We start from the raw sequence: 17979 nt of genomic DNA, 5'->3' as shown, positions 1-17979 counted from the left end.
CGCGCGGGCGCGAGCAACCACCCACGCCCCGCGGCCAACCGGCGACGGACCTCGGCAAACGCCACCCCGTCGCCGGGCGCGCCCCTTTCAGGGGCGCGGGGAACTGCGCGACCAGCCACGCACGGCCTGCGGCCAACCGGCAACGGTCGTCGGCAGACGCCGTTTCGTCGCCGGGTGCGGCCCGCCGCAAGACCAAGCAGCCCCTAAGAGTTGTAGACGCTCTGCGCGCGGTCGAGCCCGTCCACGATCAAAGACTCCACCGCATCCGCGGCCCGGTCCACCTCGTAAGACAGCTCCTTGCGCTCCGCGGAGGAGAAATCCTTGAGCACAAAGTCGGCCACCGGCATCCGCCCCGGCGGCCGGCCAATACCGAACCGCACCCGGTAATAATCCGCACCCAGCGCCTTGGTGATGGACTTCAGCCCATTGTGACCGTTGTCCCCACCACCCCGCTTCAGCCGCAGCGCGCCATAGTCGATGTCCAGCTCGTCATGGACGACAACGATCCGCTCCACCGGCACCTTGTAGAAGTCCCGCAGCGCCACCACCGGACCCCCGGAGAGGTTCATAAAAGACATCGGCTTTGCGACGACCACCCGGCGACTGGAGACCCCCGGCGCGCCCACCCGGCCCTCGACGACCTGCGCACGCGACTTGTGCGCCTTGAAGCGGGCGCCCGTCCGCTCCGCCAGCAGGTCGGCGACCATAAAGCCCACATTGTGGCGGTTGCCCGCGTACTCCGGGCCGGGGTTGCCCAGACCCACCACCAGCCAGGGGCCCGTACCCGCGCCCACGCCGTCCGTCGTCATCCGCATAACTCCTTGATAGCCGACCGCCGCCCCGCTCCGGGCGGAGCGGGACGGCGGTCAGAGTGAATCAGAGTGAGCGCGAGGCTCAGGCCTCGGCCTTGACGACCAGCAGGTCAACGTGCTCCAGGAAGCCCTTCAGCGGGTCGCGCTGCACCTGCTTGGGGACGACGACCTCGTTGCGGCCCTCGATGTCCAGGGAGAGCACGACGCCCGGGTTCTTGAGCGCCATCATCAGGTCGTGGCCCGGCAGGGACACGTGCACCGGCTCGGCACCGTGGCCGTAGATGACGCCCGGAACCTGGTCGGCCATGCGGATCCGGCGGGCGGAGCCCTTGCCGAACTGGGTGCGGATGGTGGCGGCGAGCTTGATCTCGGCCATGGTGCACGCTCCTCGGAAGCTGTAGAAGTGGACGGGTTACCCGGCCCACGAACGGCCTGCTACGAAGAGCGCGTCGATAACGGACCGCCGTACATCAGTACGGCCTCCCTCGCCGAGCAACTCGCAGAGCTTACCCGGCGGGGAGGCCGTAGCAGAAATCGATCAGGCCTGCTCGTCGAAGAGGCTGGTCACCGAGCCGTCCTCGAACACCTCGCGCACCGCACGGGCGATGGTCGGAGCGATCGACAGCACCGTGATCTTGTCGAGCTCCAGCTCGTCCGGCGTGGGCAGGGTGTTGGTGAAGACGAACTCGCTCACCTTGGAGTTCTTCAGCCGGTCCGCGGCCGGACCGGAGAGCACACCATGCGTGGCGGTGACGATGACATCCGCGGCGCCATGGGCGAACAGCGCGTCCGCCGCGGCGCAGATGGTGCCACCGGTGTCGATCATGTCGTCCACCAGTACGCAGACACGATCCTTCACATCACCGACGACCTCATGCACGGTGACCTGGTTGGCGACATCCTTGTCACGCCGCTTGTGCACGATCGCCAGCGGGGCGCCCAGCCGGTCGCACCAGCGGTCGGCGACCCGGACCCGGCCGGCGTCCGGGGAGACCACGGTGAGCTTGTCCCGGTCCACCTTGGCGCCCACATAGTCGGCCAGCACCGGCAGCGCGAACAGGTGGTCCACCGGGCCGTCGAAGAAGCCCTGGATCTGGTCGGTGTGCAGATCCACGGTGAGAATCCGGTCCGCACCCGCCGTCTTGAAGATGTCGGCGATCAGGCGGGCGGAGATGGGCTCCCGGCCGCGGTGCTTCTTGTCCTGCCGGGCGTAGCCGTAGAACGGCACGATCACGGTGATGCTGGCGGCCGAGGCCCGCTTCAGCGCATCGATCATGATCAGCTGTTCCATGATCCACTTGTTGATGGGAGCCGTGTGGCTCTGCATCACGAAGCAGTCGGCGCCACGCGCCGATTCCTGGAAGCGGACGTAGATCTCGCCATTGGCGAAGTCGAAGGCCTTGGTCGGGACCAGGTCGACGCCCAGCTGGTGCGCGACCTCCTCGGCAAGCTCGGGGTGGGCGCGGCCGGAGAAGAGCATCAGTTTCTTCTCGCCGGTCTTGAACCCGGTCACAGCACAGTCTCCTTGGATGTCGCTTTGTGTGCGCTTATCACGGTACGCCCCGCACGACGCACCCGTGTCACGGTCACTGCTCTCCGGAGGTCTCCCGGAGAGCCGTGGAAGCGGCCTGCGCGGCGGCGCTTCCCGGGCGCTTTCGAGCCACCCAACCCTCGATATTCCGCTGCTGGCCACGGGCGACGGCCAGCGAACCCGGGGGCACATCCTTGGTGATGACGGAGCCGGCGGCGGTGTACGCGCCGTCCCCGATCGTGACAGGAGCCACAAACATATTGTCCGCTCCGGTCCGGCAATGAGAGCCGACCACCGAGCGGTGCTTGTTCACTCCGTCGTAGTTCACAAAGACACTCGCCGCACCGATGTTGGAGTGCTCACCAATGGTGGCATCACCGACATACGACAGATGCGGGACCTTCGTTCCCTCGCCGATCTCGGCGTTCTTCATCTCGACATAGGCCCCGGCCTTGGACTTGGGGCCCAGCTTGGTGCCCGGCCGCAGATAGGCGAACGGGCCCACATTGGCGCCCGCGCCGATCAGCGCGCCGTCTGCCACCGTGTTGTCCACCCGGGCGCCCTCGCCCACGGTGGTGTCCGTCAGCCGGGTGTTGGGGCCGACCTCGGCACCGGAGGCCAGATGCGTGACACCCAGCAGCTGGGTGCCGGGGTGCACCAACGCGTCCGGCTCAAAGGTCACCGTGACATCCACCCAGGTCGTCGCCGGATCCACCACCGTCACCCCGGCCATCATCGCCGCGTTCAGCAGCCGCTCATTGAGCAGCCGGCGGGCCTCTGCCAGCTGGACCCGGTTGTTGATGCCCAGGATCTCCCGGTGGTCACCGGCCACCGCCGCACCCACCCGGTGCCCGGCCTCGCGCAGAATGCCCAGCACATCGGTGAGGTACTCCTCACCCTGGCTGTTGTCCGTACGGACCTTGCCCAGCGCGTCGGTCAGCAGCTGGGCGTCAAACGCGAACACCCCCGAGTTGATCTCCCGGATGGCGCGCTGCTCCTCGGTGGCGTCCTTGTGCTCCACGATCGCGGTCACCGCGCCATCGGCGTCACGGACGATACGGCCGTAGCCGGTCGAGTCCGGCACCTCGGCGCTCAGCACGGTCACCGCGTTGCCGTCCGCGGCATGCGTGCCCGCCAGCAGCTTCAGGGTCTCGCCGGTCAGCAGCGGGGTGTCACCGCAGAGCACGATCACCGTGCCGTCCAGGGCGATACCGCTGCCCGACAGCTCCTCCAGGCCCATCCGCACCGCGTGACCGGTGCCGCGCTGCTCATGCTGCACGGCGGTGCGCGCCTCGGGGTCGATCCCGGCGAGATGCGCCGAGACCTGCTCACGGGCATGCCCGACAACCACGACCAGGTGCTCCGGAGCGAGCTCGCGGGAGGCGGCGACAACATGTCCGACCAGGGAGCGGCCGCAGAGCGTGTGCAGGACCTTGGGTGTGGCCGACTTCATGCGGGTGCCCTCACCCGCTGCGAGGACGACGACGGCTGCCGGGCGGTTGGCGCTCACGGGTGGGCCCTTCGGCTTCAGGGTTCGAGGGGGTGGACACCCGCAGGATACCGGGGCGTAAGACGGGTGGAACGCGGACGGGTCCTGACCTGGAGGTCAGGACCCGAACTTGCTCCCCCGCCAGGACTCGAACCTGGACAAGCGACTCCAAAGGTCGCCGTGCTGCCGATTACACCACAGGGGATAGCGAACACGATCAACTCGGACATTCTGCCGAGTGATCCCGTTCGACCCCCAACACTATGCCGTACCACCAGCCTTCGATGCGACGGTATAGGTCGGCACCCTTGAGAACCTGCACGATCAGGCAGCCTCGGTAGGCTTCGCCAACGTTCTTGCGGACGGTCATCGGGTTGTGCTTTTTCAGGGTCGTTTTGCGCAGGGCGGCTGGTTCGATGCCGACGAGATCGGCCCAGTAGCGCTCCGCTGATGCGACATCGGCTGACTCATGGATCATCACCCGGTACTGGATCCGCTGCGGCTCGACACCCAGCAAGGCCAGCCACGCCCGATAGACCTGGATCACGCCGGGATCGCTGTTGATGAACACAACGCTCTCCTGCAGACGGTGGGGCTTGCTTTTGGCGCCCTCCGCCCAATAGAGCGCCACCCCCACCAGGAACAGCTCCCGGTCCGTCATGCGCCCGATTTCCCGCTTGGCATCCAGCTTGGTCCGCATGCGCGTGACGGCCATCTCGCGCCGGTACGGAGCCCAGCGTGCCTCGCTCATCTCCCGCATCTGCTCCGGCGTCTTCCGAGGCTTCGGGAGATCGCGCACCCACAGCGAGATCGAGCTCTTGGAAACGCCCAGCTCCAGCTGGATCTGGTCGTAGGTCATGCCCTGAGCCCGCAGTTCGCGCGCCCTGGCCCGCAGGTCGTCCTTGGCGCGTGGCCGCTTCGTCCACTCCGGCGGCGGCTCTCCCTCCAGCAGCCGGGTGAGCAGATCGTTGCTCCCGACCTTCAGTCGGTCGCGGATCTGTCTGCGGCTGAGTCCTTCCTGTCGCAGCGCGATCGCTTGTTTTCGCAGGTCTTCGAATGGGACGGTCGCGCCGTCCCGGCGTCGTGTCTCGGTCATGGGAGCAGCCTGGCGGCTCGCCATACCGTCTGAGGCGAAAATCTGGGCGATTCAACAGTTCGAGCGAAAACCCCCGGATTTCGCTTCCGCTCGAACGATTCGAGTGTTGTCGAAGGGCCCGGAAAGGCGGTGGCCGTCACCCGTAGTCTGGGTGGTATGACCACAACGGGGGCAGTCACGGACGCGGGCGCGCGGGGCGCGCCCGCGGGGCCGTGGTGGTGGGCCAGGCGGCGCGGCCTGGCGCTGGATGTCGTACTTGCGGTGGTGTCCGCGTTCGAGTGCATGCTCGAAGGGATTGCCTTCGCCCATGAGACCGGGTTTCCCGCCGTACTGGGCGGGCTGCTGGGGCTGCCGGTAGGGGCGGTGCTGCTGGTGCGCCGGCGGTGGCCGGTGGCCGTGGTGCTGATCTCGATAGCGGTGAGCCCGGCGGAGATGGGGATCCTGCTGTCGCTGGTCGGCCTGTACACCCTGGCCGCCTCCGATGTGCCACGGCGGATCATCGCCTTACTGTCCTCGGCCGCGCTGGCCGGGACGCTGATCGTGGCGGCGGTGCGCTTCCACCAGGACATGGTCCAGGCCGGCTACCGGCCGGGCCTGTGGGCGGTGCTGGGCTTCTCGGCGGTGCTCTCGCTGGCGGTGACCGCGCCGCCGGTGCTGCTCGGGCTGTATGTGGGGGCCCGCCGCCGGCTGGTGGAGAGCCTGCGGGAGCGGGCGGACGGCCTGGAACGGGAGCTGTCGCTGCTGGCCGACCGGGCCGAGGAGCGTGCCGAGTGGGCGCGTAATGAGGAGCGCACCCGGATCGCCCGGGAGATGCACGATGTGGTGGCGCACCGGGTGTCGCTGATGGTGGTGCACGCCGCGGCGCTGCAGGCGGTGGCGCTGAAGGACCCGGAGAAGGCTTCCCGTAACGCGGCGCTGGTGGGTGACATGGGCCGTCAGGCGCTGACCGAGCTGCGGGAGATGCTGGGCGTGCTGCGCAGCAAGCCGGACGCGGCGGCGGCGCGGCAGCCGGCGGTGGAGCCGGAGCGGCTGGCGGCGGTGGCCGCGGTGGCCTCGGCCCGGGTGCGGGCGGCCGGTGAGGCCGCGGAGCCGGCGGACGGGCCGGATGGTGCGGACCGTGTGGATGGCCCGGAGGGGCCCTGTCTGGCCGAGCTGGCGGATCTGGTGGGCCAGTCGCGGGCGGCCGGGATGGCGGTGGAGTTCTCCGTGGAGGGGGAGCGGGAGGAGTACGCGCCCTCGGTGGAGCGCACCGCGTACCGGGTGGTCCAGGAGGCGCTGACCAATGTCCATAAGCACGCCCCGGGGGCCAGTGCCCGGGTGCGGGTGGCCCGCCGGGAGGCGGAGGTGGCGCTCCAGGTGGAGAACGGGCCTTCGGACGGTGGCCCTGACGCGGGGCTGCCCAGTGGGGGCAATGGCCTGGTGGGGATGCGGGAGCGGGTCACTGCGCTGGGCGGGGTCTTTGTCTCCGGGCCCACGGAGCTGGGCGGGTTCCGGGTCTCGGCGGTGATTCCGGATGTGCGCGCCGGGCGGGGCAGAGCGGCTTGAGGCTGCGGGGCGCTTCCGGGCGCCCCTCCAGGGGCGCGGGGAACTGCGCGACCAGCCACAGCCGGCCGGCACCTGACACGCGACCGAGGGTCCGGGGCCGCTCCCCGGAGGAACGGCACCCGGCGATGGCGCAGGCCATGAGCCGTCGGACACCGCCCAGGGCGCTCAGCGCCTGCCCGGAACGGTCAGCATCCGCACCGGACCGTCAGCGTCCCCCCGCCGAAAGGCGGGCCGGCTGGACGCCGGTGACCAGGCTGCCTATTGCCTGGTCGATGTCGGGGCCGAGGTACCAGTCGCCGGTGTGGTCCAGGCTGTAGACGCGGCCGTGGGCGTCGATGGTGAGCAGTGCCTGGCCGTCCAGTTCCTGGCCCAGCGGGCAGACCTCGGTGCCCAGTGCCCGGCCCAGGTCGGCCGCGGTGCGGGCCAGGTGCAGTCCGTGCAGCGGGTCGATCTCGAAGGGCGTGGGCGCGATATGGCGGCCGGCTCCCGCGCCGGCGATGCGCAGGCCGCCGAACTCGGCCCATGCTTCGACGGCGGCCGGGAAGACGGTGTGCCGATGGCCGGCCGGGGAGACATGGGCGCGCAGTGCGTCGGCCCATTGCTCGGCGGCCTTGATGTCCCAGCGGCCGGGCTGCCAGCCGGCCTCGCGCAGGGCGGCGTCCACGGCGGCGGGGAAGCGGGTGGTGGCGGTGCGTTCGAAGGCGCGCATGGGTGGTCAGCCTCTGCCTTGGGCCGGGGTGGGGTCGATGGCGCGGACCCCGAAGTGGGCCAGCAGCGCGGTACAGGAACGACAGGGGGCGGCATAGGCGCCGTGCCGGGGGTCGCCGTCCTCGCGGATATGGCGGGCGGTCAGTTTGGCCTGCTTCAGGGCGCGGCGGGCCTCGCCATGGGTGAGTGGTTTGCGGGCGGCGCGTTTGCTGCGGCCGGCCTCATGGGCGGTGAGGAAGCGGGTGAGCAGCAGAGCTTCGGGGCAGCGGCCGGTGAAGCGTTCGCGGCGCTCGCTGGTGAGGGTGTCCAGGAAGTCCTGGACCAGGGGGTGCAGCGCGGGTGCCTGGTCGGCCTTGCCGCCGGTGCAGGTGAGGGTGGTGCCCCGGACGGACAGCGCGGCGGCCACGGCGGGCAGGATGCCGTCGCGGCGGTGCAGGAGTACGGGCGGCAGGCCGGCGTCCTCGGTGGAACTCCAGCTGAGCCGGGGGTCGCCGGGGGCGGCCTCCTCGGTGTGTTCGGTCCCGTCTTGCCGGGGCCGCCGGTCCTGAGTCGTGTGCATGGTCGTTCTTCCCTCCCGTGCAATCCCCCTGTTGCGGGGATCAGCCTGCCAAACGCGGTGGTGGGAGTGGAAGGCAGGTCGGTGTTGCGTGAGTCTGAAGTGCCGTGCGGTGGCCCCGAGGGAAGGAAGTGGCGCACGGGGGTGAGGTGATGCTGTGGGACTGCGCCGGGATGAGGCGGGGAGCCTTCTTGCGCCACCGCATAGGCTGTCGGTCGCCACGGGTCCCGGCCGAGGGGACCGGGTGTATTTGGAACACAGCCAGCCAGCAGGGGGCATTTCGCCATGACGACAGGTCGGCCCGCACAGGCCGCCGCGCCACCGAACACGGCCTACGCCGGGCAGGTCGTGCACTTCCCGGATCCGGTCCGGCATGCCCGCTACCCCAAGGGGGTGCGGGTGGATGAACACGGCTATCCGGACTTCTCCCCCTATGCCCGGGCGGCGGCCGAGATTGCCGAGCCGCCGGAGGGTTTCGGCGTGGACGAGCTCCGGCTGACCGACTATGTCTCGGCCAACGCGGCGCTGCACGCCGAGGGCCATGAGCTGTGGGCCAGCCTGTCGCCGGTGGCCACCCCGCACGGCTGGACCTGGCACCATGTGGCCGGCACCCGCCGGCTGGAGCTGGTGCCGGCCGAGGTGAAGGCGCTGCTGCGGCACCATGGCGGGCTGGCCACGGCCCTGGTGGACCAGGACAAGCGCGGCACTCGCCCGTTGCAGGAGACCCGCCCCGTCCATTTCGCCCTGCCCCAGCGGGACTTGGCGGTCTCCGAGGAGCAGGTGCAGGGCGTGGAGGAGGACCTCGGCTATCGGCTGCCGGGCGCCTACCGTGACTTCCTCAAGGCGGCCGGCGGCTGCGCCCCGGTCGGCGCGGCGCTGGACGCGGAGCTGGGCCTGCTGCTGGACCAGCCCTTCTTCACCGTCCGCGAGGAGGCGGCGGTCAACGACCTGGTGTATGTCAACAAGTGCCTGCGAGACCACTTCACCAAGGACTATCTGGGTGTCGCCTTTGTCCAGGGCGGGGTGCTGGCGGTCAAGGTCAAGGGCGAGGCGCTGGGTTCGGTCTGGTTCTGTCCCTATGACGACGCCCGGGACCGGGACGGCTGGACGGTACAGGGGAGGGTGGAGCGGCTGCTGCTGCCCTGTGGTGAGGACTTCGACGACTTCCTCTCCCGGCTGGCGGGTGGCCCGCCGGAGCTGGAGACGGTGGCGAATCTGATGGTTGACGGCGGCTTCGCGTACGCCGTCCCGGTGGAGGGGTGAGCGCGATGGTGACCTTCGCGCAGGCTCAGGAGCGCGCCGAGCGCTGGATCAATGGCGAGGTGCCGGCGTATCTGCACCGTGAGGTGAAGGTACGGGAGTTCGGCCTGGGCTTTGTCGCCTGGGCCGAGGACCGGGAGGGCGTCGCCTCCGGCGACGGCGGCCGCAGCCGGCTGGTGATAGCCCGGGACAGCGGGGAGACCACGCTGTGGCCCGGACTGCCGGTGGGTGAGGTGATCCGCCGCTACGAGGAGGAGTACGGCACCGTGGACGAGCCGGCCCCGCCCGCGCCGGCCGCCCCCAAGCGGGTGGATCTGGAAGCGACTTCCTTCCTGCTCAGCCCGCCGCAGTGGCTTCAGGACGCGGCGGACGCGATGGGCATCCCGGACCGCCGGGAGGCGAAGGGTTCCTCCGCGGACGAGGGCAAGTCCGAGGCCGCGGTGCCGAGTTCGGACACCGGTGCGGGTTCCCTGCCGGGGGCTTCGGGGGCTGGTACGGCCGGTGACGGCGCCGTTTCGACTGCCGGGCCGGATGCGGGTTCTGCCGTGTCGGGCGCGGGTGTTCGGTCCGGGGTTTCGGATTCCGGTGCGGCTGGTGGTGGTGCTGCCGGGGCCGCATGGCCCGAGGCGGCCGCGACCCCGGCGGGATCTGTCACTGCGGGCGCGGGTGCTGGGCCGGTGGCTGCGAGCGCCGGTGAGGCCGATGGCGGTACTGCGTCGGCTCCGCGTCCGGAGTCCGGCCCCGGTGCGGGTTCCCTGCCGGGAGCTGCGGGTGGTGCCGGTGCGGCCGGTGGTGACGCTGCCGGGCACGATGCCTCGGCGGCTGGTTGGCCGGATGCGGGGTCGTCGGGAACTGCCGCTCCGGAGCCGGGTGTTCGGCCGGGCGGCGACGCCCAGGGGCCGGACGCTCCGGGTGCCCGGCCGGGTGCTGCGGCGTCCGGTACGGGCGGTGGCGCCGCGACCGTCTGGCCCGGTGCGGCCGCTGAAGCCGGGGACGGTGCCTCGGCGTCTGCCTCGTGGCCGGATGCGGGGACGCCGGGTTCCGGTGTGCCCGGGGCCGGAGCCTCCGGCACCGGTGGTGACACCGCCTGGCCGGGGGCCGACGCGCCCTCGGAAGGGGACGGCGAGGACCGCTCCGTGGGGCTGCCCGCCACCGTGCTGGCGCCCGCGCTGTCCGGGTCCGATGACGATGACACCCCGCCGCCCGGGGTACGGCCGGACGCCAAGACCGAGTTGATGCCGCAGGGCAGTGCGCTGCCGCCCACCGCCATCGCGCCCGCGCTGGACGGCTCGATGGGCGGCGCATGGCCGCCGCCGAGCGCCCCGGCTCCGTCCGCCCCGCCCGCGCCGCCTGCCGCGCCCAACGCGCCTGCCGCGCCCGCTGGTTCGGGTGCCGGAGCGCCCGTGCCGCCCGGCCCGCCCGGCGCTCCGGTCAACCCGCCCGCCGGGCCCGGTGGTTCGGGGGCCGCGCAGAATGTGGCGTACGCGGCGACGATGCTGGCCAAGCCGGCCGACCTGGGGCCGTCCGGAAACGTGCCCCCTCCGCCGGGCCCGCCCGGTACCCCCGGCAGCGTTCCGCCGCCCCCTGGGCCGCCCGGTACGCCCGGCAACACCCCGGCGGGGCCCGGCGGTTCGACCCCCTCGCAGGGTGTGGCGTATGCGGCCACCATGCTGGCGCACCCCGGCGCCTCCGGTAATGTCCCGCGCCCCCCGGGTCCGCCCGGAGCGCCCGGTGCACCCGGTGCGCCGGGCAGCCCCCCGGCCGCGCCCGGCGGTTCGGCCCCGGCGCCGGACGTCGCCCACGCGGCCACCATGCTGGCCCCGGGCGGCCCGCCCGGTGTGCCCGGAGCACCTGGCGTACCCGGAGCACCCGGCGCACCAGCCGCACCCGCCATGCCCGTACCCCCCGCCGCCCCCGGCGGCTATGGCTACCCCCAGCCGCCGGCCGGTGTGCCGACCGTTGGTCCGGGCTATATGGCCGTGCTGCGCTACCGCGCGCAGGACGGCTCGGAGCAGCAGATCATCCGGCGCAGCGCGCCCGGCACCCCGCACCCGGAGTGGCAGATACTGCATGAGCTGCGGGCGCTCAATGTGCCGCCGCAGCAGGTGCTGGAGCTGCACACCGAGCTGGAGTCCTGTGACCTGCCGGGCGGTTACTGCGCCCGCATGGTGCGCGAGAACTGGCCGCAGGTGCGGGTGAGTCACACCGCCGCGTACGGCAGGGACCACGCCGGCCGGCAGCAGGGGATGAACCATCTGGTGACCCACCAGGGCGAGTTGCACCAGGTCGCGGGCGCCCCGGCGCGGCCCGCGCCCAACCGGGTGCCGCTGCCGCGGCCGGGCCAGGTGCCCGCCGCGCCGCCGGTCGCCCCGGACGCCATCGGCCGGGAGCTGGCGGAGGTCTTCGGCCAGCAGAATGTGTTCCGCTTCGAGCAGCGGGCCGTCTCCCGGCAGGGCGTGCCGGAGGTGGTGGCGCACACCCTGGTGTGGGCGGGTCTGCCGCGGGAGTTCGGGCCGTTCTTCTGGGCCCAGGCCCAGCCGGGCCGTCCGGTGCCCACCCTGGCCGAACTGGCCATGGAGCGGGGTGTGCAGCCCGCCGTGGACGCCGCCTCCTATCTGGTGATGGGCAATGACTTCGGCCGTCAGCTCTGTGTGCAGTACGGCACCGCGCATATCGTCGCGGTGCCGCTGGAGCCGGGGCCGGACGGCCGCTGCGCGCCGCCGCAGTTCGTCAACACGAGCCTTCCCCAGTTCGTACGCTCTTTGGCGTTGCTCGGGCGGATGTGGCGCTGGCGCTACGGTCTGACGCCGGAGCAGGCCGGGCGCTGGACCGTGGATTTCCAGGACCAGCTCTCCGCGCTGGACGCCACCGCGCTGTCCTCGCCGGAGAACTGGTGGGCGGTGCTGCTGGAGCAGATGTGGGACGGTCTCTTCTAGCGACCGGCCACGGCTGGACGAGGGCGGGGCGCTTGACCCGGGCATTCCGGGCCGGGCGCCCCGCGCGTCGGTCGGCGCGTTGTTGATGGAAGGGGCGGGCGGAGTGTCGGTTTTTTGGGCACTTCTCTCGTACGGGAATGATGTGCGCCTGACCGCGTCGCACACCGGGTCCGGACATAAGGGGCTTTAAGCATGAGTGCATCGGTGCCTCCCGAGGGGTTCACTGTCGTACGAGGCCGCGGCTACCGGCCTGACCAGGTGGACCGCGCGGTGCAGGAGTTCGCCAGGCAACGGGATTCCGCGTGGGAGCGGGTGGCGCGGCTGACGGTGCTGGCCCGTGAGATGGAGGACGAGCTCCAGCGCCTCACCCAGATCGCGGCTCAGCTGCCGCCGCAGACCTATGAGTCGCTGGGGCCGCGGGCGCAGGGCCTGGTCACCACGGCCGAGGCGGAGGCGATCGGGCTGCGGCAGCGGGCCGAGGCGGACGCCGCCGAACTCCAGGACGCGGCCGAGGCCTTCGCCCGCGAGGTGCGGGACGCGGCCCATGAGTACGCGGTGGGGGTACGGGCCGAGGCCGAGGAGTGGGCCCGGCAGGCCCGGCTGGCGGCCGAGGCGGTGGCCGACGAACTGCGGGCGACGGTACGGCAGGAGGCCAAGGACCGGCGGGAGGACGCGGCCCGCGCGCTGCAGGAGATGCGCGAGCGGACCGCCGCGATGCTGGCCGAGCAGGAGAAGGACCAGGCGGAGCGCTGGGAGGAGGCCGGGCGGGAGTCCGCCGAGCGGGAGACGGCGCTGCAGGCCCGGATCGCGGCGATGGAGGAGTACGCCCGCTCCACGCTGAGCGAGGCCCAGCGCCGTTACGCGGACGCGGAGGAGGCGGCCCGGCACGGCCAGGAGGACGCGGAGGCGCAGGCCGCGGCGGTGCTGGCGCAGGCGCGGGTGCGGGAGGAGCGCATTGCCCGGGAGACGGAGCGGGTGCTGCGCGAACACGAGGAGCGGCGCGAAGAGTTGCGCTCGCATATGGCGCATGTCCGGCACAGCTTGGCCGCGCTCACCGGCAAGCCGGTATCCGAGGACGCCAGCGCGGACAACTGACCCGCGCCCCCTCAGGGGCGCGGGGCGGTATTCGATATGCGGCTCCGCCGCGTGGGCGCGCCCACGGCCGAACGCCCGCCGTTCCGCGCCGGGTGCGCCCCTTTAGGGGCGCGGGGAACTGCGCGATCAGCCCCCCGCGGCCCGCGGCCGACCGGCAACGGCCATCGGCAGACGCCGTTTCGTCGCCGGGTGCGCCCCTCCCAGGGGCGCGGGGAACTACGCGATCAGCCCCCCGCGGCCCGCGGTGAACGGCCCGCCCGGTGGCGGGTCAGGTTGCCGTGACGGTGACGTGGAGTACCAGCTGCGCACCGGACTCCGTGCCCAGCACCACCGTGTAAGCCCCCGTCTCGGCCCCGGTGAACAGTCCGGACAGGATGACCTCCCCGTCCTCACCGGTCACCGGCAGCGTCAGCGCACGCACCGGCTTGCCCTTGTCGTCCTTGAAGAACGGCCCGGTCTTCACCGGCGTCTTGCCGTCCGCCGCCAGTACGGTGGCGGTCAGCGCGACCCCCTGCACCGGCTTGCCCTTGGCCAGCGCCCGCACCCGCACCTCGGCAAAGGAGGCGTTGGCCTTGGCCTTGAGGGCACCGGTGCCGACCCGCTCCAGGGCGTCCGCCCGCGGCGCGGGCAAAGCCTCGACCGTCGCGGCGAAGTCCACCGGCTTGACGTCCCGGCCCACCACCGTGGCCCGGACCGTGAAGTCGCCCGCCTTACCGCCCGCCTGGAGGGTGGGCGCGGCGGCCGAACCGTCCTTGCCGGTGACCACGGTGACCGTACGGGAGTCACCGGGGAACCGGGCCTCCGTGTCGCCGATGACCTCGAAGCGCACCTTGGTGCCCGCGACGGGCTTGCCGTTGCGGTCCACCGCCCGTACCTGCGCCCGGGCGGTGAAGCTCTGGCCGACGGTGGCCTTGAGCGTGCCGTCGCCGACCCGGTCCAGCCTGCCGGCCGGCAGCGGCGCCGGCGGGACCGGCTTGTCCTTGCCCGGGTCCTTTGGCTCGGTGGTCTTGCCGGGCGTCGGCTTAGGCGCAGGCGTAGGCGTCGGCTTCCCGGGCCGCTCCGGTCCCGGACCGGACGGCGAGGGCTGCGGGCTGCGCCGCGGCGGCTCGGCGGGCGTGGTGTCGCTGCCCCGGGAGGGCGCCGTACGGCCCGGCGCCGGGGTGCCCGGCGCGGCCGGCGGGTCGGCGACCGGCACGGCCTTGCCGTCCTGGTACGCGCGCATCCAGCCGAGCACCGCGTTGAGGTAGTCCTGCGAGTTGTTGTAGCGCAGCACGGCCTTGTCGATGTCGGCCTGGTTGCGCAGGTCCAGGCCGCCGGCGCACAGATAGCGGGCCGTACCGGCCGCCGCGTCGAAGATGTTGTTGGGGTCCTTCTGGCCCAGTCCGCTGCCGTCCACGGCATAGCTCGCCCAGGTGGACGGCAGGAACTGCATGGGGCCGATGGCGTGGTCGTAGACCGGGTCGCCGGTCCAGCGGCCGCCGTCGGTGGCCCGGACCAGGGCGAACTGCCCGCCGTCCAGGGCGGGCCCGATGATTCTCTTCTCGGTGGAGCCGTCGGAGCGCAGTCCGTAGTTGGCGGCGTGCTCGGACTCCACCTTGCCGATGCCCGCGATCAGTTCCCAGGGCACATGGCAGTCCGGCCACTGCTCCTTGGCTATCTTCTCGGCGTTCCGGTAGGCGGCCAGCGCGGTGGCCGGAATGCCGGTGGCACCGTCCGGGACGGCACCGGTGCCGAGGTCGCGGCCGGGTCCGCCGGAGGCGCCGGGCCGTGGGACCAGGTCGGGGAGGGTGAGGTTGGGGGAGCCATGCGGCTGGCTCTGCGGGTTGCCGGGCGTGGGTGCGGGATCGTCGTGGTCCGCGGTGCTGTGCGCCGGCGCGGCGCCGACGGCGGCGCTCAGGCTGGCGACCAGCAGAGCCGTGCACAGTCCCTGTCGGGAGACGCTGGCGGCGCGAGTACCAAGTATCTTCACCGAAAGGCTGCTTCCTTGAGAGACCGGCGGCCGTACTGCGGGGGGCCGTACGTCTCCCCCCTCGGCCATAAAGCCGAACACTAATTCCCTCTGCCCCCAATTGTCTTGCCGGGGGGCACCCTTCACGGATTCTTCGCCGTCTGTTGCCCCATTAACCCTCCGGCACCGGCCACTTCGCGATCACCGTCCGCAACTGTCATGTGTCACATGGTGGTGCTGACACCGGATCGAGCCGGTCCCTGAGTGGGTATCTGCCGCGATAGCGCTGGGCAGTTCGGGCACCCGGCGTACCGTGGCAACCAGAGGCAGGTGAGCAGATGACCACGGAACTCGCGGACAATGTCCGGAAGTACCGGCGTCGGGCTGGTATGAGTCAGGAAGAACTGGCCCACGCGGCCAGTGTGTCACCCGGAACCGTGCGGAAGCTCGAACAGGGCGGAACCGTCCGCATGGAGACGCTTCACATGCTGGCCCGCGCCCTGAATGTGACCACGGCCGCGCTGGTGGCATCGGACGCGCCGGAACCGGTCGGGCAGGCCGAGGAGCCGAACCGCGTCAACCTCGTCCAGCTTCGCGCCGCGCTGACCCCGGCGGTAGGGCTCGCAGACCGAGTAGCGGAGACAGCCGAGGAGGAGCCCAACCTTCGAGCCTTCCGCAGGACGGTCCAGGACGCACGAGTTCTGTACTTCTCCGACAGCTACAAGAGCGTGTCCTCCCAGTTGCCGGGGCTGTTGCGGGACGCCGCCAAGGCTGTTGCCTACTACGACAGCGGCGAGGAGCATCAGCAAGCGCTTCTGGCCCGCGCTGAGGCACTGCGCTTGGCAGGCACCTACCTCACGCAGGTGCGCCAATACGACATCGCCTATACCGCCCTGGCAGGCGCGGTCGCGGACGCCAAGAACGCCGGGGACATGCTCGCTGCCGCTTCCGGGGTCGGCGGCATGTGTTGGCTGCTGATCCGGCAAAGCCGGTTCGACGAAGCCGAACGAGTCGCCGCAGAGAGCATGGATGTAGTGGAGCCCAAGATCACCCGGGCCGAGCCCGATCACTACGCGGTGTGGGGCGGCTTGGCGATGGAAGCCGCCGCCGCTGCCGCGCGGAACAACCGCCCTGAGGAGGCCAAGGAGTACCGCAAGGCCGCGCGGGTGGCGGCAACGGCCGTCGGCACAGCTCACCGCAACATCTCTTTGCACTGGTCGGTGTTCGGACCGGTCACCGTCGCCATGAAGGCACTTGAGGACTCCACTGTTGTCGGGGACGCCCGCACGGTAGTCCGCAAGGCGGGTGAAGAAGAGGCGCTGTCGCCGAAGGCGTGGAAGCGCCTTGGCGGTCCCAGCACGAACGACGGCAACCGATTCACTCTCGATCTGGCGCGCGCTCACACGCGGACCGGTGATCTGTCGGCCGCCATGGAAGAACTGGTACAGGTGCGGGAGACGTTCCCCGAGTGGCTGCGGCATCAGAGCATGGCCGCAGAGACCATGGAAGAGATCTTGCGGAAGCGCAAGCGCACCCTTACCACTGAGATGCGCGATATGGCCGCCTACCTCGGCGTCGTCGGCTAGGGCGTTTCTTTCGGATCATCGGATCGTTGGTTCGGTGTGCCGGGAGTCTAGGTCAGCTACTGGTCCGCGGTGGAGCGGTCGGCACCGATCGCAGCCCAGTCTCCATCGAGGCGCTTTCGGTCAGGTGATCGCTTTCCTCCGGGTCCTCCGGCTCGGCGGCGGTGCCGACGTCCAGCGGGTTGTCGAACCTGCGGTAGTAGGAGTCCCAGGCGGCCTGGATGGCGCCCAGGACCTGGTCCTCGTCCTTGGCGCGGGCCATGCGCTGCACGGCGATCAGGGCCGGGAGCAGGGCAGCCGGGACGGTGTCGTCCAGCCCGTGGGTGCGGAATGCGCGGTCCCAGTGCTCGATCTTGTGAGCGATGAGCAGGTCGATGGGGGTCAGCCCGTCTTCCAGGCCCCGGGGATGTGGGCGAGAACGCCGGCGAGGGCGTCCATGTGGACCGCGAGCATCCCGGCCTGATCCGTGTCCTCCCCGGACCGCGCCGGAGATCTCCGAGCGGATCAAGCCAAATTCCGGCCCTATGGTGACAATCGCCGCTCTCCGGGGATGGAATGGCCTTCTCAAAGCTCATGATCGGAATGGAGCATCATGTCGCATCACAGCACCGCACTCCACCGCATCGGCAAGGCGACTGCCGCCATGGCGATCGCTGCCGCAGCGTGCGGTCTCGCCGTGAGCCCCGCCGACGCGGCTCCCCAGCGGACGGCCTCGGCCTCCTCGGCCCTCGACGACGGCAACCTCATGGCCGGTGACGCACTGGGCGCGCACAGTTTCTTTGTCAACGTCGCCGGTAGCCCCGCGGAGTGGGTCCTCGCGGTCTCGGGCAGGGACCATGAGATCAGCTTCCTCCGGGGGAGCAACCCTCCCCAGGATTATGTTGACCAGTGGCTCAAGGGGAACGGGGTGTTCTTCAAGCCGGCGTTCATCACCATCGAGTTCCATGACTACCAAGGCGCGGTCATTCACCGCTACAACTGCATACGCCCTGGCCTCAAGCGGATCGACAACCCGCCGGGGGGAGACGGCAGGTCCAATACTCTGATCACCGCCTCCTGCGAGAGCGTGAACCGCGAGTGGTGAACCAGGCGTCTGCGGGCGCTTCCTTGGACGCCACTTTGGCGTCGGCACGGCCCAGGGTCTCGCCGACTGGCTGCCGGGTGCGGTCGAGGCCGGTGTCCGTACGCTGAGCGATCGGGTCGCTGGTCATGACGCTCCACTGAAAGGACCAAGCCCGGTCGCCGTTAAATGGCGCCCGGGCCGGTGCTCGGCTTCCGTTCCGCGAGCGCGCAGGAAAGGCGATGTCGGCAACGAGGTACCACGAAGCGTGGTAGTTCGTCGGCCATGCACAGCGAACTGCCACACTGTGACCATGGCGGCACCCCGCGTCACGTAAGTACCGTCGCCGTACCCGTTCCA

At 71.1% G+C, this 17979-nt stretch carries 14 protein-coding genes, 1 tRNA gene and 1 pseudogene; 6 read left to right on the top strand and 10 right to left on the bottom strand.

Annotated features, from left to right (window positions below; all coding sequences use genetic code 11):
* Positions 1-203: 203 nt before the first annotated feature.
* The 6 genes and pseudogenes from pth to CV755_RS19585 form a co-directional block, all read right to left on the bottom strand.
* A complete protein-coding gene (pth, locus tag CV755_RS19610; RefSeq protein WP_161968720.1) occupies positions 204-809 on the bottom strand; it encodes an aminoacyl-tRNA hydrolase in 606 nt (201 codons plus the stop codon).
* Positions 810-906: 97 nt separating this feature from the next.
* A pseudogene (locus tag CV755_RS19605) lies at positions 907-1188 on the bottom strand (50S ribosomal protein L25); the annotation flags it as partial.
* A gap of 162 nt (positions 1189-1350) precedes the next feature.
* Positions 1351-2325, bottom strand: coding sequence for a ribose-phosphate diphosphokinase (locus CV755_RS19600; RefSeq protein WP_109281494.1), 975 nt, complete (start codon positions 2323-2325; stop codon positions 1351-1353).
* Positions 2326-2398: 73 nt separating this feature from the next.
* Positions 2399-3853 (bottom strand): bifunctional UDP-N-acetylglucosamine diphosphorylase/glucosamine-1-phosphate N-acetyltransferase GlmU, encoded by a 1455-nt coding sequence (gene glmU, locus CV755_RS19595; protein WP_109281493.1) that lies wholly within the window; start codon positions 3851-3853, stop codon positions 2399-2401.
* A gap of 112 nt (positions 3854-3965) precedes the next feature.
* Positions 3966-4037, bottom strand: a tRNA-Gln gene (locus CV755_RS19590).
* 12 nt (positions 4038-4049) lie between these two features.
* The gene (locus CV755_RS19585; protein WP_109281492.1) at positions 4050-4928 is read right to left on the bottom strand and encodes a hypothetical protein; all 879 of its coding nucleotides are present in this window, start codon (positions 4926-4928) and stop codon (positions 4050-4052) included.
* Positions 4929-5084: 156 nt separating this feature from the next.
* Between CV755_RS19585 and CV755_RS19580 the strand changes: the two genes are divergently transcribed.
* Positions 5085-6473 (top strand): sensor histidine kinase, encoded by a 1389-nt coding sequence (locus CV755_RS19580; protein ID WP_109281491.1) that lies wholly within the window; start codon positions 5085-5087, stop codon positions 6471-6473.
* Between the two features lie 205 nt (positions 6474-6678).
* Here CV755_RS19580 and CV755_RS19575 read toward each other — a convergent pair whose 3' ends face one another.
* Positions 6679-7182: an SUKH-3 domain-containing protein gene (locus CV755_RS19575; RefSeq protein WP_109281490.1), complete on the bottom strand. Its 504-nt coding sequence runs from the start codon at positions 7180-7182 to the stop codon at positions 6679-6681.
* A 6-nt stretch (positions 7183-7188) separates the two neighbouring features.
* Entirely contained in the window at positions 7189-7740 is a 552-nt protein-coding gene (locus tag CV755_RS19570; protein ID WP_109281489.1) for a YwqJ-related putative deaminase, read from the bottom strand.
* Positions 7741-8022: 282 nt separating this feature from the next.
* Between CV755_RS19570 and CV755_RS19565 the strand changes: the two genes are divergently transcribed.
* The 3 genes from CV755_RS19565 to CV755_RS19555 all read left to right on the top strand — a co-directional run bounded on the left by CV755_RS19565 (position 8023) and on the right by CV755_RS19555 (position 13028).
* The gene (locus tag CV755_RS19565) at positions 8023-9000 is read left to right on the top strand and encodes an SMI1/KNR4 family protein (RefSeq protein ID WP_109281488.1); all 978 of its coding nucleotides are present in this window, start codon (positions 8023-8025) and stop codon (positions 8998-9000) included.
* A gap of 5 nt (positions 9001-9005) precedes the next feature.
* Positions 9006-11933, top strand: coding sequence for an SUKH-4 family immunity protein (locus CV755_RS19560; RefSeq protein WP_109281487.1), 2928 nt, complete (start codon positions 9006-9008; stop codon positions 11931-11933).
* 192 nt (positions 11934-12125) lie between these two features.
* Positions 12126-13028, top strand: coding sequence for an apolipoprotein A1/A4/E family protein (locus CV755_RS19555; protein ID WP_164503301.1), 903 nt, complete (start codon positions 12126-12128; stop codon positions 13026-13028).
* A gap of 268 nt (positions 13029-13296) precedes the next feature.
* On the opposite strand, the gene CV755_RS19550 is transcribed toward CV755_RS19555, so the two are convergent.
* Positions 13297-14997 carry a lytic transglycosylase domain-containing protein gene (locus tag CV755_RS19550; RefSeq protein ID WP_241561298.1) on the bottom strand — a complete coding sequence of 567 codons (1701 nt, stop codon included), beginning with the start codon at positions 14995-14997 and terminating at the stop codon, positions 13297-13299.
* A 317-nt stretch (positions 14998-15314) separates the two neighbouring features.
* Here CV755_RS19550 and CV755_RS19545 point away from each other — a divergent pair, with 317 nt between their 5' ends.
* A complete protein-coding gene (locus CV755_RS19545) occupies positions 15315-16562 on the top strand; it encodes a helix-turn-helix domain-containing protein (RefSeq protein ID WP_109281485.1) in 1248 nt (415 codons plus the stop codon).
* A gap of 52 nt (positions 16563-16614) precedes the next feature.
* Here CV755_RS19545 and CV755_RS19540 read toward each other — a convergent pair whose 3' ends face one another.
* On the bottom strand, positions 16615-17067 hold the full coding sequence (locus tag CV755_RS19540) for a hypothetical protein (protein ID WP_109281484.1): 453 nt from the start codon (positions 17065-17067) through the stop codon (positions 16615-16617).
* 84 nt (positions 17068-17151) lie between these two features.
* Here CV755_RS19540 and CV755_RS19535 point away from each other — a divergent pair, with 84 nt between their 5' ends.
* Positions 17152-17643 carry a hypothetical protein gene (locus CV755_RS19535; RefSeq protein WP_109281483.1) on the top strand — a complete coding sequence of 164 codons (492 nt, stop codon included), beginning with the start codon at positions 17152-17154 and terminating at the stop codon, positions 17641-17643.
* Positions 17644-17979 lie beyond the last annotated feature (336 nt).

The sequence above is a fragment of the Streptomyces orinoci genome (assembly GCF_003121295.1).
GTDB lineage: Bacteria > Actinomycetota > Actinomycetes > Streptomycetales > Streptomycetaceae > Streptomyces > Streptomyces orinoci.
The sequence above is the reverse complement of the archived record's forward strand: the minus strand, read 5'-3'. Positions and strand labels throughout refer to the sequence as shown.

Excerpts from the sequence above, each read along its gene's own strand:
- CV755_RS19575 (WP_109281490.1), bottom strand. The coding sequence starts at position 7,182 with ATGCGCGCCTTCGAACGCACCGCCACCACCCGCTTCCCCGCCGCCGTG.
- CV755_RS19580 (WP_109281491.1), top strand. The coding sequence starts at position 5,085 with ATGACCACAACGGGGGCAGTCACGGACGCGGGCGCGCGGGGCGCGCCC.
- CV755_RS19535 (WP_109281483.1), top strand. The coding sequence starts at position 17,152 with ATGTCGCATCACAGCACCGCACTCCACCGCATCGGCAAGGCGACTGCC.
- CV755_RS19565 (WP_109281488.1), top strand. The coding sequence starts at position 8,023 with ATGACGACAGGTCGGCCCGCACAGGCCGCCGCGCCACCGAACACGGCC.
- CV755_RS19560 (WP_109281487.1), top strand. The coding sequence starts at position 9,006 with ATGGTGACCTTCGCGCAGGCTCAGGAGCGCGCCGAGCGCTGGATCAAT.
- pth (WP_161968720.1), bottom strand. The coding sequence starts at position 809 with ATGACGACGGACGGCGTGGGCGCGGGTACGGGCCCCTGGCTGGTGGTG.
- CV755_RS19545 (WP_109281485.1), top strand. The coding sequence starts at position 15,315 with ATGACCACGGAACTCGCGGACAATGTCCGGAAGTACCGGCGTCGGGCT.
- CV755_RS19585 (WP_109281492.1), bottom strand. The coding sequence starts at position 4,928 with ATGACCGAGACACGACGCCGGGACGGCGCGACCGTCCCATTCGAAGAC.
- CV755_RS19570 (WP_109281489.1), bottom strand. The coding sequence starts at position 7,740 with ATGCACACGACTCAGGACCGGCGGCCCCGGCAAGACGGGACCGAACAC.
- CV755_RS19555 (WP_164503301.1), top strand. The coding sequence starts at position 12,126 with ATGAGTGCATCGGTGCCTCCCGAGGGGTTCACTGTCGTACGAGGCCGC.